14 protein-coding genes and 1 pseudogene are annotated in these 17,732 nt (G+C 61.3%); 12 read left to right on the plus strand and 3 right to left on the minus strand.

Features of this window, described 5'->3' with window-relative positions:
• Positions 1-80: 80 nt before the first annotated feature.
• Complete coding sequence (locus QF010_RS01280) at positions 81-836, minus strand: methyl-accepting chemotaxis protein (protein WP_429513022.1); 756 nt, start codon at positions 834-836, stop codon at positions 81-83.
• 102 nt (positions 837-938) lie between these two features.
• Positions 939-2,210, minus strand: a pseudogene (locus tag QF010_RS01285) (PDC sensor domain-containing protein); the annotation flags it as partial.
• A 265-nt stretch (positions 2,211-2,475) separates the two neighbouring features.
• On the opposite strand from QF010_RS01285, the gene QF010_RS01290 reads away from it, so the two are divergent.
• From QF010_RS01290 to QF010_RS01305, 4 genes are all read left to right on the plus strand, one after another.
• A complete protein-coding gene (locus QF010_RS01290; protein ID WP_033062014.1) occupies positions 2,476-3,924 on the plus strand; it encodes an APC family permease in 1,449 nt (482 codons plus the stop codon).
• Positions 3,925-4,013: 89 nt separating this feature from the next.
• Positions 4,014-5,435, plus strand: coding sequence for an aldehyde dehydrogenase family protein (locus QF010_RS01295; protein WP_033062015.1), 1,422 nt, complete (start codon positions 4,014-4,016; stop codon positions 5,433-5,435).
• Between the two features lie 11 nt (positions 5,436-5,446).
• Positions 5,447-6,796, plus strand: coding sequence for an aminotransferase class III-fold pyridoxal phosphate-dependent enzyme (locus tag QF010_RS01300; protein ID WP_033062016.1), 1,350 nt, complete (start codon positions 5,447-5,449; stop codon positions 6,794-6,796).
• A 92-nt stretch (positions 6,797-6,888) separates the two neighbouring features.
• The gene (locus QF010_RS01305) at positions 6,889-8,214 is read left to right on the plus strand and encodes an alginate export family protein (RefSeq protein ID WP_429532395.1); all 1,326 of its coding nucleotides are present in this window, start codon (positions 6,889-6,891) and stop codon (positions 8,212-8,214) included.
• A 49-nt stretch (positions 8,215-8,263) separates the two neighbouring features.
• On the opposite strand, the gene QF010_RS01310 is transcribed toward QF010_RS01305, so the two are convergent.
• Positions 8,264-9,022: an IclR family transcriptional regulator gene (locus tag QF010_RS01310; protein WP_033062017.1), complete on the minus strand. Its 759-nt coding sequence runs from the start codon at positions 9,020-9,022 to the stop codon at positions 8,264-8,266.
• A 248-nt stretch (positions 9,023-9,270) separates the two neighbouring features.
• On the opposite strand from QF010_RS01310, the gene QF010_RS01315 reads away from it, so the two are divergent.
• From QF010_RS01315 to QF010_RS01350, 8 genes are all read left to right on the plus strand, one after another.
• Entirely contained in the window at positions 9,271-10,812 is a 1,542-nt protein-coding gene (locus QF010_RS01315; protein ID WP_033062018.1) for an acetolactate synthase large subunit, read from the plus strand.
• An 11-nt stretch (positions 10,813-10,823) separates the two neighbouring features.
• On the plus strand, positions 10,824-12,314 hold the full coding sequence (locus QF010_RS01320) for an aldehyde dehydrogenase family protein (RefSeq protein ID WP_033062019.1): 1,491 nt from the start codon (positions 10,824-10,826) through the stop codon (positions 12,312-12,314).
• 26 nt (positions 12,315-12,340) lie between these two features.
• Positions 12,341-13,135 carry an SDR family NAD(P)-dependent oxidoreductase gene (locus QF010_RS01325; RefSeq protein ID WP_033062020.1) on the plus strand — a complete coding sequence of 265 codons (795 nt, stop codon included), beginning with the start codon at positions 12,341-12,343 and terminating at the stop codon, positions 13,133-13,135.
• 12 nt (positions 13,136-13,147) lie between these two features.
• Positions 13,148-14,188, plus strand: coding sequence for a VPS10 domain-containing protein (locus QF010_RS01330; protein WP_033062021.1), 1,041 nt, complete (start codon positions 13,148-13,150; stop codon positions 14,186-14,188).
• Positions 14,189-14,199: 11 nt separating this feature from the next.
• Complete coding sequence (locus QF010_RS01335; protein WP_033062022.1) at positions 14,200-14,667, plus strand: VOC family protein; 468 nt, start codon at positions 14,200-14,202, stop codon at positions 14,665-14,667.
• A gap of 10 nt (positions 14,668-14,677) precedes the next feature.
• Positions 14,678-15,280, plus strand: coding sequence for an amino acid synthesis family protein (locus QF010_RS01340; protein WP_033062024.1), 603 nt, complete (start codon positions 14,678-14,680; stop codon positions 15,278-15,280).
• 62 nt (positions 15,281-15,342) lie between these two features.
• Positions 15,343-16,950, plus strand: a complete 1,608-nt coding sequence (locus QF010_RS01345) for a bifunctional 3-(3-hydroxy-phenyl)propionate/3-hydroxycinnamic acid hydroxylase (RefSeq protein WP_033062025.1) — start codon at positions 15,343-15,345, stop codon at positions 16,948-16,950.
• Positions 16,947-17,726 carry a 2-keto-4-pentenoate hydratase gene (locus QF010_RS01350; protein ID WP_429509616.1) on the plus strand — a complete coding sequence of 260 codons (780 nt, stop codon included), beginning with the start codon at positions 16,947-16,949 and terminating at the stop codon, positions 17,724-17,726. Before QF010_RS01345 ends, QF010_RS01350 begins: the two co-directional genes overlap by 4 nt.
• The last annotated feature ends 6 nt before the right edge of the window (positions 17,727-17,732 follow it).

A 17,732-nucleotide genomic window follows, 5' to 3' on the forward strand; every position in this document is an offset into this window, starting at 1 on the left:
GAGGGTAGGAAGCCGGCAACTGCAATCCATTCAGGATTTCAGCACCGGCAGGCAGCTGTCAGATAGCCGGCCGAGCCCCTTTACACACGGAAGTGGCCTACAAGCTGCTGCTGATGGTTGGCCATTTCATGGAGTGAGTCACTGGCCGTTGAGGCATCGCTCATCCGTTTGGTCAGTGTTTCGCTGATGCTGCGAATGTCACTGACCCGATGGCTGATATCTTCCACGACCGTGCTTTGCTCCAGGGCTGCGCTGGCGATCTGCTGATTCATCTGTTCGATCACATCCACGGCCTGGGAAATATTCTCCAGCGCCGTACGGGTCTGTTGCACCTGAATCACGCTGCTGCCGGCTTGCTCACGGCTCAGTTGAGTGCTGTGCACCACCTCCTGGCTCAACTGCTGCAACGTCTCTATCACCGTGCGGACCTGTTCGACCGAGCTCTGGGTGTTGCTGGCCAGGTGCCTGACTTCATCGGCCACCACCGCGAAGCCGCGCCCCTGTTCGCCCGCTCTGGCCGCTTCGATAGCCGCATTCAACGCCAGCAAGTTGGTCTGCTGCGCGATGGTGCTGATGACGTCCAGCACCTGGCCGATCTGGGTGCTGCTATTGGCGAGGGCATGCACTTGCTTAAGGGTGGTGTCCAGGCGCTGATCAAGGCTTTCGATGCTGCTTTCGGCGATGGAGAACACAGCTTGACCTGATCGGCTCGCGCTTTCGGCGGCTGTCGCTGCGTCGGCGGCACCGTGGGAGTGGCGCGCCACTTCCTGGGCACTGGCACTCATTTCGTGCAGAGCGGTCGCGGCCAGCTCCACTTCGCGGTACTGGCGTTGCATCCCTGCGCTGACTTCCCGGGCAATCCCCGACGAGGTATTGGCGCTGTTGCGGGTATCCAGGGAGGCGGTTTGAATGTCGCGAATAATCGGCTGCAACTTGTCCAGAAAACGGTTGAACCCATTGGCCAATTGGCCCAATTCGTCGCGTCGCCCGGCGGGCAGGCGTTGGGTGAGGTCACCATCGCCATCGACGATGGCATCAAGCAGACTCGCCACCTTCAGCAGTGGGCGTGTCACCCCGTAGGCGGCCAGCCAGATCAGTACCATGCCGAGGCAGCTGGCCAGTACCCCCAGGCAAAGGTTGAGCCAGTTGGCCTGGTGGCTTTTGTCGTCCAGTTCGCTTTGCATTTGCCGAGCGGAAGCCTGCACCAGGTCTTGGGGAACCTTGATCTCCAGTTGCCAGAGTGGATTGCCTGGCACGGTTTGCAGAGCCTGGCGTATATCGAGGGTGGCCCCGGAGACTTCGCCGCTGCGTCCTGCCACCTGGCCGGTGGGCGACACAATGGCGACTTCGCTGTTGCCTTGATACAGGTCCTGGCCGAGGTCGGCAGCCAGCTTTTGCAGAGTGTCGAGGCCAATGTCCATGCCGACCACGCCGAGGACCTTGCCGTTGGCGATCAGAGGGATAGAAACGCTGCTCATCAGGACTTTCTGGCCTTCCACCTCACTGGTGTAGGGCTCCACCACGCAAGTGCGCTTTTGAGCTTGAGGGCAGGTGTACCAGACGTTTGTCGGTTCGCTGCCGGGTGGCGCCGTGTCGGTGAAGATTTGCGCCTCGGTGAGCACATCCTGGACCAGTTGTCCCGGCTGGCTCTGTGACCAATACAGCGCAAAACGGCCTTTTTCGTTGCTCGCCAGTGCGCGTTGCCCGACGAAAGCGGCGTCTGCGCTCGCCAATGCGTCAGGCAGAAGTATGACGTACAGGCCGAGCACTTTTTCGCGTTTGAGCAGTGTCTGACGGGTCACGCTGATCAGCGCTTCGCGCAATTGCGCAGCCGTGAGGCGTCCATTGAGCGTTTGATCGCGCAGTTGCAGAACCTGTTGCGCGAACCCTTCGCCATACAGCGCCGTTTCGTTGAAAAAGCGTTCGACGTGTTGGCCATGAGCAACGGCCTGGGCTTGCAAGCGCTCCACGGCGGCTTGTCCGAGCAGGTGACTGCTCTGCTCCTTCAGCAATTTTGCACTTTGTTGGTTCTGGTACACCGAGGCGCCTACCAGCGCGCCGACGACAGCCAGCAGGCACAGTCCGCTCAGGAGTGTGATCCGCCATTGGATAGTGAGATGAGCTAAACGCATGACTGAGGCTTCCTGCAGAGGGCTTTGGCTGCGATGGGCTGTGGACCTGGCCCTCGCTTTTATTATCGGTGCCGGCATCTGGGTATAGAGCGGGTGACGCTAGCATGCGGGAGGGAGCGGCCTGGCAGTTATCCCGAATCGGCAAGGACTGCCGGATTGCCGGTGACGCATTGACCTGTTTTGGGGCGGCGCCTCGGATGCTACCGATTTGGGATAGCGAGCGGTTCAAGGGCGGGCATAGGATCGAATTCAGCGCGCAACTCAAACAAAACGCTAATCGGTGCCGATGGAATTCAATCGGGCCACCCCAACAGCGACTGCCTCATACAATAAGGTCAACAACATGAGTGTACCTATCTCGATCAACAGCTCCACGGAGCTCAAGCGTGGCGCCCTGGGCGTCGGGTTCATCATCTTTTTCGTGGTGTCGGCGGCGAGCCCTTTAAGTGTGATCGCTGGTGGCTTCCCGATTGGCATCATGCTGGGCAATGGCGCCGGCACGCCGGCATTGCTGATCCTGGCGTTGCTGGTGCTGCTCGCGTTCTCGGTGGGTTACACCACCATGTCCCGGCACCTGACCAATGCCGGCGGTTTTTATGCGTTCACCTCACGTGGTTTGGGTGGCCTGGCAGGCGGCGCGGCCGGGGTGTTGGCGATGTTTGCCTATAACATTCTTCAGGTCGGCTTGTATGGCATGTTCGGTGGGGTCGTCAGTGGCACCATGGAAAGTGTCTTCGGCCTGGTGTTGCCGTGGTGGTCCTACTCGCTGATGGCGATGGCGAGCATCGCGATTCTGGGCTATCGCAAGATCGACCTGTCGGCGCGGGTGCTGTCAGTGGTGGTAATCGCCGAATACCTGGCGATCCTGATCCTGGATTTTGCCATCCTCAAATCCGGTGGCGACAGCGGCATCAACCTTGATGCGTTTGATCGTACCCATGTGCTCGGCGGTACCCCGTCCATCGGCCTGCTGTTTTGCTTCGCGGCATTCATCGGCTTCGAGGCCACCACCATTTACGGTGAAGAAGCCATAAACCCCAAACGTACCATTCCGATTGCCACCTACAGCTCGGTGTTGCTGATCGGCGGGTTCTACGCGCTGTCGGTGTGGTCGATGGTAGTGGGCGTGGGCGCGGACAAGATCGTGCCGATGCTGCAGGCCTTGCAGGACCCGACGACGTTTATCTACGGCATGTCCGATCACTTTGTCGGCCCCTATCTGACTCAGATTATCCGGGTGCTGTTCATGGTCAGTATCTATGCCGGCCTGCTGGCGTTTCATAACGCTGCGGCGCGTTATTTTTACGCGATCGGTCGTGACGGCCTGTTGCACAGTCTGTTGGGCACCACTCACCGCGTGCATCAGAGCCCCCATATGGGCTCGGTGTTGCAGAGCCTGATTGCCGCAGTGGTGGTACTGATTTTCGCGGCATTGGATGCGGACCCGATCCTGCAACTGTTCGCCTGGTTCTCCAACCTCGCCACCCTCTGCGTCATTTTGCTGATGGCGCTGACGTCGGTAGCGGTCTGCGTCTACTTTCAGCGTCATCCCGAGCTTAACGTCGGGATCTGGCGCGGGCGCATCCTGCCTGTTTTCTCCTCCCTGGCATTAGTGCTCGTGCTGGTGCTGGCGGTGGTGCACTTCGACGTGCTGACCGGGGCCAGCCAACTGTTGTCCTACGGACTCTGCGCCATCATTCCCGCGGCCCTGATCATCGGCGTCATGCTCGCCGCGCGCTTGCGAAAGATCTCCCCGCAACGGTTTCACGCCTTGGGCAGCCACAAGCTTTAAGGCCGCACTCGTTACGGCTCGACTAACCAGACAATACCAGCCTGCCGTTGCCCGGTATGGCTCGTCAGTGTGTGAAAGGAAGGTTTCAAATGCACAACTACAAGATGCTCATCGATGGTGTTCAGGTTGCCGGTGATAAGGGCCAGTTTGACGTGATCAACCCGGCCACCGGTGCTGCATTCGCCCAATGCCCCGCCGGCTCGCTGGCGCAACTCGACCTGGCGGTCTACGCCGCGCAGGCGGCGTTCAAAAGCTGGCGACACAGCACCCACGCAGACCGTTGCGAGCGCCTGTTGGCGGTTGCGGCGGATATCGAGCGGGAGGCCGAGTCACTGGCCCGGCTGATTGTGCTGGAACAAGGCAAACCGCTGGAACTGGCGTTTTCCGAAGTCATGGGTTCCGCCGCCTGGACCCGCTATGCGGCCGGTCAGGAGATTGCCGTGGAGCTGGTGGAAGAAACCCCCACTCAGCGGATCGAGTTGCATCGCAAGCCTTTGGGTGTGGTGGCGTCGATTACACCGTGGAACTGGCCGTTCATGATCGCTGTGTGGCACATCATGCCGGCGCTGCGAGCCGGTAACTGTGTGATCAGCAAACCGTCGAGCCTGACCCCGCTGAGCACCTTGCGCCTGGTGGAGATCATCGCCCGCCATGTGCCTCACGGCGTGATCAATTGCCTGACGGGCGAGCAAGGTTTCGGCAGCGCAATCACTTCGCACACTGGCATTCAGAAGATTGTGTTCACCGGCTCGACCTCCGCCGGACAAAGCGTCATGCGCGGCGCCGCCAACAACCTCAAGCGCCTGACCCTGGAGCTGGGCGGTAACGACGCGGCAATCGTTCTGCCAGGTACGCCGATTGAGGCGGTGGTCGAGGAGATTTTCCAGGCGGCGTTTCTCAACATGGGCCAGACCTGCGCGGCCCTCAAGCGCCTGTATATCCACGAATCGCAGTACCAGGCCTTTGCTGATGCGCTGACTCTGATTGCGAAGCGCCAAGTGGTGGGCGATGGCCTGGAAGCTGGCGTCACCTTTGGCCCGGTGCAAAACCTTGAGCAATTGGAACATGTCGACGCGCTAGTCGCCGACGCACGGGCACAAGGCGCGCGCGTGCTGTGCGGCGGCGCGCGTCTGGATCGCCCCGGCTTCTTTTATCCACCCACCCTGGTCGCGGACGTGACAGATGGCCAGCGTCTGGTCGACGAGGAACAGTTCGGTCCCGTGTTGCCCTTGATCGCATACCAGGATGTCGAGGATGTGCTGCGGCGCGCCAATGCCGGTGACATGGGGCTGGGCGGATCGGTCTGGGGACCGGACGTGGAGCAGGCCCAGGCACTGGCCAGCCGCCTGGAAAGCGGCGTTGCCTGGGTCAACTGCCACGCGCAGATCCAGCCGAACACGCCGTTTGGCGGCAGCAAGATGTCCGGGTTTGGCGTCGAGTTCGGCCTTGAGGGGCTGCTGGAGTTCACTGGCCAGCAACTGCTGTTTGTCCGCAAACGTGATACTGAATAAGGCACTTGATCATGTACGAAAAATACAAGACCGCCGAGAAGAAATTCTGGCACCCCATGAGTTCCAGCGCCCCGGAGCAACGCTCCAAAACGTTGATCATCGCCCGTGGTGACGGCAACTACATCACCGACATCGATGGCCATCGCATGCTCGATGGTGTGGGCGGGCTGTGGAACGTCAACATTGGGCACAACCGCGCCAGCGTCAAGGCTGCCATCGCCGCGCAGCTGGACGAGCTGGCGTATTACCAGACCTTCGACGGCATTGCCCACCCTCGGGTGTTTGATCTGGCCGAACGGTTGACCACCATGTTTGCCCAGGAGCGCATGACACGGGTGCTGTTCAGTTCCGGCGGCTCCGATGCGGTGGAAACCGCGCTGAAAATGGCGCGCCAATACTGGATCGCCAGCGGCGATCCGGGACGTACGCGTTTCCTGTCTCTGCGTAACGGTTATCACGGTGTGCACATGGGCGGCACATCGGTGGGAGGCAATGGCGTTTACCACTACAACCACGGCCAACTGTTGGCCGGCTGCCATTTGCTCGACACGCCCTGGTTGTACCGCAATCCCTGGGATTGCCGCGATCCCGAAGCGCTGACCGCGCACTGTATTCGTCAGCTGGAGGATCAGATCGCATTGCTGGGGGCGCAGACCATTGCGGCATTGATCGCCGAGCCGGTGCAAGGCGCAGGCGGGGTGATCGTACCGCCAGCCGATTACTGGCCGCGCCTGCGAGAGGTGTGTGATCGCCACGGCATTCTGTTGATCGCCGACGAAGTGGTGACCGGCTTCGGCCGCACGGGCTGCATGCTCGGCAGTCGCGGCTGGGGCGTCGCGCCGGACATCCTGTGCCTGGCCAAAGGCATCACTGCCGGTTATATCCCGATGGGTGCCACGCTGTTCAACCAACGCATCGTCGATGGGATCGAGCACGGCCCGGGCTTCAGCAGCGTGATCATGCATGGCTACACCTACAGCGGTCACCCGACCGCGTGCGCGGCCGCCCTGGCGGTACTCGATATCGTCGAAGCCGAGGATCTGCCGGGCAACGCCGCCAGAGTCGGCGCGCAATTGCTGAAGCAACTCGCACCGTTGACCGAGCGTTATGACGCCGTGGGCGAAGTGCGCGGCAAGGGCTTGATGATTGCCTTGGACCTGGTCGCCGACAAAACCACGCGCCAACCGCTCAACCCCGCAGACGGCCAGCCGTTGCGGATCGCTGACGAAATGCGGCGTGCCGGCGTGCTGGTGCGTCCGATAGGTAACAAGATCATCCTCTCGCCGCCGTTGACCCTGACGTCCGACGAGGCTGGCCTGATTGTTTCTGCGCTCGAAGCGGCGCTCGCCACCTGCTGCTAGTTCCCCCGCGAAATCGGTGCCGCGCTGCTGCACCGATGTCTCGCCAATACCTAAGACTGCCTTTTAAAGGCGCACCACAAGGAGCTTGAGCCATGCGCAATCCATCACGTCATTCCGTGTTCGGTAGCACGCTTGTGTGCACATTGGTGCTATGCGCCATCAATCAGGCCCAGGCCTATGAGTTGTACAGTGATGAGAGCCGGCACCTCAACGCAGACATGATCGCCGTGTTCGGCCAGTTCAACAGTCGCAAGAACTACGACGGCACGCCCGGGGGATCTACCTGGCGCGAAGGTTTTATCAAATACGGCTTGAGTGGCGACCAGTCCCTGGCAGGTAATGGCACCGCGTATGGGGCGTTCGCCCTGGTCAGCTCCGCCACCTGGGGCGACGGCGACCCGGGCGGCAATTCCCTGGGGACCGAGCGCACAACAAAGATCGAAGACGCCTACCTGGGCTGGCGCTCCGGCGACCTGTTCCCTGCGTTGGGCAAGGACGGGGTTGATATTTCCGGCGGGCGCCAGGTGGTCAAGCTGGGCCGAGGGTTCCTGATCAACGATGACGGACTGAACCTGGGCAAGGGCCCGGCCGATGGCAGGATGAACCGTGGGGGCGCTTATTACCTGGCTGCACGGCATGCGTTCGATCAAACCGCGCTTTTGCGCCTGGGTGGGCAAGATGGCCTGCACGGCAGCCTGGTGTGGCTCAAGTCCGACAACCGTGTCCAGGCCGAAACCGAACTGGCCGCCGGCACGCTGGATTACACCACTCAGCCGGGTACGATCGGGTTGACCTGGGTACACGGTATCGACGTGAGCGATCAATGGGCCAGCGACTTTCAACGCCAGCGCAAAGGCATGAACGTCTACAGCGTTCGCGGTGAAGGCGATGCGGGCATCAAGAACGTCAGCCTGGCATTCGAATACGCCTGGCAGGACAAGGACGCCGGGCCAGAGAAAGCCTGGTACGGCGAAGCGGGTTACACCTTCGCCGATACCGCCTGGGCGCCCAAGTTGACCTATCGCTATACCCGCTATTCACAGAAATGGGATCCGCTGTTCACTGGCCTGAGCATGGGCTACGGCACCTGGTTTCAGGGCGAAGTCGCCGGCAACTACGCCGGGCCGTTCAACAGCAATACCAGTATTCAGCACGTCGGACTGAAGGCAACGCCGCTGGAAAACCTGACCTTGGGCGCGCTGTACTTCGATTTCGACACGGTGCGTAAAAGCAATGCGCTGAACCTCAATGCCCGTGAGCTGGATATCTACGCCGAATGGGCAGTCAACCCGCACTTGATCATTACCCCGCTGATTGGCCTCTACAAACCCGATCAGGACTCAACCACGGGTGGCAATCAAGTCGGCGGCAATGGCACCAACGTGTACAGCCAATTGTCGGTGGCTGTTCCGTTCTGACCGCACATCCGCCGGGTCCACGGCAAGGGACCGGCGGCTTATCCATAGGCTAGGGGGCGGTGGTGTTCGACTGATTGCGCATGTTTTCGGCGATGCGCCGAGTGGTGTCCATGACCATTTCGATCACTGTTTCCTGGCGCAGCAGCTTGAAGCTTTGCGTGCTGCCGACGGCGGACAGGCTGCCAACCACTTCGTCGATGTCCGGCTGGATGATGGGCGCGGCGATGCCGGTCAAGCCCAGGTTGAGTTCATCATGGGTGAGGCAGTAACCGTCCTTGCGAATCTTTTTCGCAGCCTTGGAGAAGCTCGGCCAGTCATAAGGGCAGTCCGGGTCGTTGGCCATGTGCTCGTCGAACAAGCGTTGCAAACGGCGACCTTTCTGAAAGGCGATCAATACCTTGGATTGCGCGCCGCGAAAGAACGGCAGCGGTTGCCCGCGCCCGAACGCAAAGAGGTAAGTGTCGGTGGGTTCGGCGATGTAGGTGTTGATGATGCGACCGTCATAAAAAACGCTCGCAAACACGGCCAGGCCGGTTTGCGCGGACAGCTCGTGCATCAACTCGCGCCCGGCAAGGAGGATCGGGTCGTACTGACGCATCATCCAGTCCAGTTCGATGACTCGCGGCCCCAAGCCATAACTGCCAGCGTCCACGCGGGTCAGCAGGCCGGCGTCGCACAAATCCTTGACGTAGCGGTACACGGTCGCACGTGACAGGCCCATGCGCTCGGCAATGGTGTCGGGGTCGATCTTCAATGTCTGTGGACCGAACAGGTCCAGGACACTCAGCAATTTGCTCAGGCTGCTCATTTCGTTCCTAAAGACGGGGGGAGGGCGCGTGCTTCGTTCCGGCGTAGACCAGACATCCCGCAGGAGCGCCAAACGCTGGCGCAACACTACCTCAGTGAGAGAAAAACGCAATCTCGGCAGCCCTTCTGACGTAAATAAAATCACTTAAATCTCATAAAACGAGATAAACAGTAATTTAATGCTTGTTGAGTGAATGTTTATGTGTGATAAATCTCATCACTGCAAATGCTCAAGCAAGAGGGCTGAAAATGAATGGTGCGCAACTGATAGTGAATGCGGCAGCGGCAAGCGGTATCGAATACTGCTTCGCCAACCCCGGAACCACCGAAATTCCATTGGTGGCGGCCATGGCCAGCGCACCTGCACTGAAGCCGGTGTTGTCGTTGTTCGAAGGGGTGTGCACGGGGGCGGCGGATGGGTATGGCCGGATTGCCGGCAAGCCGGCAATGACCCTGACGCACCTGGGCCCCGGGTTTGCCAATGGCATCGCCAACCTGCACAACGCGCGTCGTGCCAATACCCCTATCGTCAACGTGATCGGCGATCACGCGTCATGGCATGTCAACTACGATCCGCCGCTGGCCAGTGACATCCAGGCCTTGGCCGGGACTGTCTCCGGTTGGGTGCGCACCTCGCGCACGGCGTCGGGTATCGGCGAAGATTTGCAGGAAGCGGTGCGGGCGGCCTGGCAGGCCAAAGGGCAGATCGCCAGCCTGATTTTGCCTATGGACCTGCAAGCCAGCGCGGTGACGCACAACGGTGTGTTCGCCCCGATGCGGGCGCCGGTTCGCCGGTTTGCCGGTGACCGGGTCGAGACGGTGGCGCAGGCCCTGCGTGACGGGCAGCGCCTGGTGTTTATTGTCGGGGATGAGGGGTTGTCGGTCGCGGGTCTGGAAGCAGCGGGGCGCCTGGCCCAACTGCCTGGCGTGCGCATGTTTGCCGAGACCTTTCCACGGCTTAGTTACCGTGGCGGTGGTTTGCCGAACCTGGATCGCCTGCCGTATTTCCCGGAAGTGGCCATTGAAATCCTTGAGCAGTACGACCAGGTCGTGTGTGCCGGGGTGCCGGAGCCCATCAGTTATTTCGGCTACGAAGGCATCCCGTCGCGCCTCGCTGAGCGTGAGCGTCTGCTGACGCTGGCCGATGTCGGTGACGATGTCGCCGGCGCGCTGACGGCGCTGGCCGATGCCCTCAATGCACCGGCCTACGTGCCGACTCCGATGGGCATCGAACTGCCGCCCGGCCATGCCGAGCTCACACCTCAGTCCATCGGCCAGGTGTTGGCCGCATCGCTGCCGGACGACAGCATTGTCTCCGTGGAAGGCGGCACCTGCGGCTATCCATTTTTCACCGCTTCCGCTGGCGCCGCGCGGCACCGGGTGTTGACCAATACCGGTGGCGCGATTGGCCAGGGTATTCCGGTGGGGTTCGGCGCCGCCTTGGCGGAGCTGGGCAATCGCGTGTTCTGCCTGCAATCCGACGGCAGTGCCCAGTACACCATCCAAACCCTGTGGAGCATCGCCCGTGAGCAGTTACCGGTGGTGATCCTGATTGCCGCCAACCATCGCTACGCCATTTTGCAGAACGAACTGCGCCGCTTCGGCGTGACCGAAATGGGCCCGGAAGCCCTGCGACTGACGGTGCTCGATAGCCCGCGGATCGACTGGAAGGCGCTGGCCAAGGGCTACGGTGTGCCGGCCTGTACGGTGCAAACCAACGCCGAACTGCAACGGGCGCTGGCCAATGCCAATGCCGACGGTGGTCCTTGCCTGATCGAAATGGCGCTGTGAAGGAGTCGATGATGAAACAGTTTGAAGTGCTACCTGCTGTGCAACATTTTCTGTCCCAGCCTGGCCGCCTGTTTATCGGTGGCAGCTGGCACGACGCCGCCGCTGGCCGGCGGTTTGGCGTGGAAAACCCGGCGACTGAAGAAACCCTGACGGAAGTGGCCCAGGGCGACGCGCGCGATGTGGATGCGGCCGTTGCGGCAGCCCGCACAGCGTTCACCGGCGCCTGGGCGCTGCAGTCACCCGCTCAGCGCGGTCTGCTGCTGTTTCGACTGGCGGACCTGCTGGATCAGCACCGTGAGGAGCTGGCGCAGTTGATCACGCTGGAGAACGGCAAACCCATCTCAGCCGCTCGAGGTGAAGCGGCTAGCGCGGCGACCATCATTCGCTACTTCGCCGGCTGGCCGACCAAGATCGAAGGCAGCACGCTTCCCGTATCGCCGGCCAGCGGTGCGCCCATGCTCAACTACACCTTGCGTGAGCCGGTGGGCGTGTGCGCCCTGATCGTGCCGTGGAACTTCCCGTTGAACATGTGCGTGTGGAAGCTTGGCCCAGCGCTGGCGACAGGCTGTGTCGCGGTGCTCAAGCCCGCCGAGCAAACGCCGCTGGTCGCGATTCGACTGGTGCAGTTGATCGAGGCCGCCGGGTTTCCAGCGGGGGTGGTCAACCTGATCACCGGTCTTGGCGCGGAAACGGGCGGACCGCTGGCGCAGCATCCCGACGTGGACAAGATCGCCTTCACCGGCTCGACCCACGTCGGCCGGCTGATCGCTCAGGCGGCCACCAGCAACATGAAAAAGGTCTCGCTGGAACTGGGCGGCAAGTCGCCGAACATCATCTTGCCGGACGCCGATATCGTGCGCGCCGCCAAAGGCGCGGCCGATGGCATCTTCTACAACCAGGGCCAGGTGTGCACGGCTGCCTCGCGGTTATACGTGCATGCCAGCGTGCTTGATCAGGTGTTGGAAGAACTTGAGCGGCATGCCACCGCACACGTGCTCGGTAATGGATTGGACCCGGCCACCAGCATGGGCCCACTCGTGTCGGGCCGCCAATTGAACACGGTCAAAGGCTACCTGCAACGAGGCCAGGAGGAGGGCGCGGAACTGATCTGCGGTGGCGGCCGTCCCGACCACCTGGAGCGCGGCCACTTCATTGCGCCCAGCGTGTTCCTTGATCGCGCCGAGCGTGCCTGTGTCGCCCGCGAAGAGATCTTTGGTCCGGTGCTGACCGTCATGAGCTGGACCGAAATCGACGACCTGGTGCTGCGCGCCAACGATTCGCCTTATGGCCTCGCGGCTGGCCTGTGGACCCGCGACCTGCGCTCGGCGCACCGCGTGGCGGCGCAACTCAAGGCGGGCTCGGTCTGGATCAACTGCTGGAACGTGGTCGACGCGGCTTCGCCGTTCGGCGGGTACAAGCAATCCGGCTGGGGCCGGGAAATGGGTAAAAACGTGATCGATGCCTACACCGAGACCAAGAGCGTCTTCGTCGATCTGGCCTGAATCGAATAATCAAAAGAGGAAATGCTATGGATCTGGAATTGAAAGGCCGCGTGGCGATCGTCACCGGCGGCGGTATGGGTATCGGCAAGGAAGTCGCACGTTTTCTGTCCGAAGAGGGCTGCAAGGTGGTGATCTGCGCACGCCGCATGGAGTTTCTCCAACAGGCTGCCGAAGAGATCACGGCTCAGACCGGCAACGAAGTACTGCCGCTGTACTGTGACACCAATCAGATGTCGGCCGTGTCTGACATGGTCGAAGCTGCGCACAAACACTTCGGTCGCATCGACATCCTGGTCAACGGTGCAGCAGCGCCGTCCGGCGTGGTGCGCAATGACATCGAACATGCCGGCGACGACGAGTTGCTGTCGGATCTCAACACCAAGGTGATCGGCTACTTCCGTTGCGCCAAGGCGGTGACTCCGCACATGAAGGCCGGCGGTTTCGGTCGCATCATCAACATCGGCGGCCTCACCGGGCGCAGTAGCAAAGTCCTCTCGGGGATGCGCAACCTGGCGATCGCCCACATGACCAAAACCCTCTCCGACCAGTTGGGCCCTTCGGGCATCACGGTCAACCTGATCCACCCTGGCGTGGTGGACACCCCGCACATCCAGGAGCTGTACGAGCGCGAAGCGATCAAGCAAGGCAAGACTGCGGAACAGGTTGAGCAAGCCTACATCGACTCGACGCCGATTCGCCGCACCCTGGCGCCGATGGAGATGGGCTGGCTGATCGGTTTCCTGGCGTCGCCAAAGGCTGGCGCGGTGACCGGGGAATCCATCGGTATCGACGGCGGTTTGACCCGCGGCATCTACATCTGAGGAGCACCAACGATGAGTAACGGAACCCTGTTAGTGGCCACCGTAGGTCAAGCGGTAATCCGCAGCGCCGACGATGGCCGTACCTGGCATCGCCTGGGCCTGGGGCAGGACCTGGAGTTCGACGCGATCACTCGATCCTTGAGTGTGCATCCCGACGAGCCTGAGGTGATCTACGCCGGCACGGACGTAGGCTTGTGTGTCAGCCGCGACACTGGCGGCCATTGGCAGCGGGTCGATTCGCCGTTCAACGGTCAGACGGTCTGGAAAGTCGCCGTCGATCCGCAGGACGCGAAACGGATTTTCGTCGGCACTGGCGCACCTTCGCGCGCCGTACTGTGGCGGACCCTGGACGGCGGTCTCAGTTGGGATCGTGCGCCGGTGGAGATTCCGGAATTCTGCGACGGCGTCAGCCGCCCACGACTGCTGGCTTTCGCCTATGACCCGACCGACCGCAACCAGCTATGGTTCGGCCTTGAAGAGGGTGGGTTGTTCCACTCCCGTGACGGTGGCGACAGCTGGACGCGCGTCGATGATCGGCTGCTGTGGGACTACAACTCGGATGTCCACAACATTCTGGTACTGCCCAATCACGGCCAGAAAGTCATCGTGGTGGTCTGCGTCAACGCCGTCTACCGCAGCCTGGATGAAGGGCTGACCTGGACCGGCATTATCGGTCGAGAAGCGTTCGGCCTGTATTACATGCGCGCCATGAACGCGCCGTTGGGCACGCAAAGCGACCTGTACCTGAGTATTTCCGATGGCACGCCCGGTACCACCAGCAAGATCCTGGTGTCCCGTGATGCTGCGCTCAGCTGGGAAGTGTTGCCCCTGTCGCAACAACCCAATTCCTGCGTCTGGGCCATTGCCTTCAATCCGGAAAATCCGCGACAGATCGTTGCGGGAACCAAGTATGGGCATTTGTTCACCTCCGAAAATGGCGGTGATGGCTGGCAGAAACAGTGGCGCGAATTCAGTGAGATCGCTGACGTGCTCTGGACCCCCGCAGTGGCGCAGATCAAGGCAGGGCATCAATCCGTGGTCAAAAAAAGCTGAGGTCTCACGCGATGAAAGTCGAAATCCTTCGTACTCACTTATCGCTCTCGGTAAGTGATCCTGATGTGTCGGCACGCTGGTACGCCGACATCCTGGGCATGCATGAAAGTGCCCGTGGCGAAAGCTGGGTCATGATGGCGTTTGGTACCAAACATCACGACATCGCCTTGCTTCGTGCAGAGCCCGGCGCCCATCAGGGCGGGTTGGGGTTGCAACACTATGGATTGGAAATCGCCGGGGACATGACCACCTTGCGCCAGCTCTACGGCATGTTGCTGGGCAAGGGCGTCGAGGTGGTGAAGATCACCGATCACGAAATCGGCAATGGTGTGTATTTCAACGATCCTGACGGTAATCGCATGGAATTTTTCCTTGAGACCGAACACGACGATGCGCTCGGCAAGGCCCGGTTCAAGGCCGCTGGCGCGCCAAGCCGACATTTCAACCTCGATCCACTGGATCCACTAGACCCGCTTTGAGGCAACCCTGATGAAAACCGCAAATTTTGCTTCGTATCACATCCGCAAGTGGTACAGCTTTGTCGAAGAAACCCTGGCCAACGAAAGTGGCCAGTTGGCCGATGGCGAGCCGCTGTTCAAATATGCCGTCGCCGCCCTGATCGCCAACCCCTATGCCGGTCGCTACAGCGAGTCGCTGACAGAGCTGATAGAACCGTCGCCACTGCTGGGCGAAGAGTTCGGTCGTCGCATTCAGGCGCTGGCCGGCTCGCGGGAAATTGTCAGCTACGGTAAAGCTTGCATGGTGGGCAGCCAGGGCGAATACGAACACGGCAATGCGTTCCTGACCAACCCGGCTGCCGATCCGGTGCGCCTGGCGCTGGGCGGGGGCAAATCCTGGGTGCCTTCCACCGGCAAACGGGGCGGTCCGGGTTCGACCATTGATGTGCCGTTGGCCCACAAGGATGCACTGTATGTACGCTCCCATTACGACTGCATGTCCCTGATGTTTGGCGACGGCCCCGCACCGGATGAGGTGATCGTGATCTGGGCTTTCGCCACGCGCGGGCGCTTGCATGCGCGGCTGGGCGGTCTGCAGGCGGCGGACGTCAAAGGTATTGATGGGCTGCACTGATTTCAGGCGCATGGCTTTAGCGGCGTCGGATTAAAAACACAACAAGAAAGCGGTGAATAGCGATGAAGCAGGAGAAGACCCAAGTTGTCATTGTCGGCGGCGGCCCTAACGGGATCACGGCCGCGCACTATATGGGGATGTACGGTATCGACTGCGTCGTCCTTGAACTTGCCGACGGCGTACTGCCTTACCCGCGCGCAGTGGGCATGGATGATGAAGCACTGCGCGTGTTGCAGGGGATCGGCATTGCCGAACTCGCTGTGCGCGACATGATCTGCGATGTACCGCTGCGCTATTACAATGCTCGCGGCGTGTGTTTCGCCGAGGTCAAGCCGAGTACGGCCAATTACGGCTGGCCAATGCGCAATATTTTCATGCAGCAGTTGCTGGAAGGCACGTTGCGCGAAACCCTGGAGCAGCGTACCGGCGTTGTGTTGCGCCAAGGCCATGAAATGCTCGAACTCGAGCAGGACGGGCAGGGCGTGACATTGCAGGTGCGCGATGCTCAGGGCGAGATTTATCAATTGCGGGCTGACTATGTCATCGGCGCCGATGGCGGACGCTCTACGGTGCGTAAAAAGCTCGGTATCGAGCTGTCGGGGCTGACACATGCGCGCAAATGGGTGGTGGTCGATACGGCCAATGACACCCTCGATGCACCTTACACCGCACTGCATGCCGACCCGGAACGGCCCTTCGTGTGCATCTATCTGCCGTACCAGCAACGCCGCTGGGAGTTCATGCTCCTGGAGGGCGAAGATGAGGCGAAGATGTGTGACGAGAGCACCATTCGCGAGTTGATCCGTGGGCATATCGGCAACGCGGTCGATCAGTTGAACGTCATCCGCATCCGAGCCTATACCCACCACTCGCGGGTGGCGGTGCGGTTTGTCGAAGGGCGTGTGGCGCTGGTGGGCGATGCCGCGCATATTTCTCCACCCTGGGCCGGGCAGGGCCTCAATTCCGGGCTGCGGGACGTGGCCAACGTGGCCTGGAAACTGGCGGCGATCATCCAGGGCCGTGCCTCGCACTCGATCCTCGCCAGCTACGACCAGGAGCGCCGTGGGCATGCAACCGAACTGGTGGCCCTGGCCGACAACATGGGCGCGGTACTGGGAATGACCAACCCGCTGATGGCCGGCGTGCGCGACTGGTTGTTCCAGGCGGTGAACACTGTCGACAACCTGCGCTCGCACCTGCTGGAGTTCAAATTCAAACCCAAGGCCACCATCACCAAGGGCCTGGTCTATCACGAGCGTGCCGAATTGCGCGAAGATGATCTGGTCGGCCAGCTGTTTGTCCAGCCGTACATCGAAGACGCCCAGGGCCAGCGTCGTCGCCTGGATGAGGTGCTTGGCAATTCCTATGCGGTGCTGGGTTATCGGGTGAACCCGCGCGAGCAACTCAGTGAGGAAATGGCCGCTTACTGGGCGCGCTGGGACACGCGTTTTATCCAGGTCAATCGTTCGCGCAGTGGCATCGGACGTGGCCAGCCGTTGACGGCCTCGGACGCCATCAGCGTGGAGGACGTGGATAATCGCCTGGGTGAATGGTTCTCCAAGGTGCGCGACTGCATCGTAGTGGTGCGTCCAGACCGGTTTGTCGCCGCCATTACCACACCAGAGAGGCTTGAAGGTGTGCTGCGCAAACTGGCGGAGCAACTGTCATGAACAACGGCAACGCGCTACTGAACCGGCTACATCAGGCGACGCGCACGGTGCAAGCCATTGCGCCACTGGCCCCCGAGGCGATAGATCGGCTTGCGGGTTATGCGCTGCAGCGCGAAGCGCTGGATCACCGAGAGGCAGCAGGCGAGCGACTGAGCGGGTGGAAGGTCGCCTTCGCCGGCAGCGCCGCGCAAAAACGCTTTGGCCTTGACGAACCGGTGTATGGCGCCCTGACGGATACCATGATCGTCGAGCCGGGTACGGCGGTGGCGTTCTCGCGGTTGATCCAGCCCAAGCTGGAGGTCGAATTGGCGTTTGTGCTGGGGCGTGCCCTGGCGCCGGGGGACTACCGTGACGAGGATATTCTGGCAGCCATCGGCGAGATAGCACCCGCGTTCGAGATCGCCGACTGCCGTTGGCAGGGCTGGGATTTCGGAGTGGGCGCCTTTCTGGCCGACAACGCGGCGGCGGGGCTTTATTGTCTCGGACCGCGCATCCCTTTCGATCCTGTACAACACGTCAGTGTTGCGTATCGCCTGGAGTGCGACGGCGCGCTCTGCGGCAGTGGCGATACACGCGATCGGGAGGACAGTCCGCTGGCCAATCTGTGCTGGCTGATTCGGCGTCTGTTGGCTGACGGTCAACGTGTGGAGGCTGGGCAAGTTGTGCTCTCCGGGGCGTTGTTGCCGCCGATGAATATCCAGCCCGCCACGTACTGCCTGCACATGCTTGGCATGGAACTGGCTTTGGTTTTCACGGCGGACGCCGCCCCTGTGTGAACGATA

This window comes from Pseudomonas silensiensis (assembly GCF_050434865.1).
Classification (GTDB): Bacteria; Pseudomonadota; Gammaproteobacteria; order Pseudomonadales; family Pseudomonadaceae; genus Aquipseudomonas; species Aquipseudomonas fluorescens_W.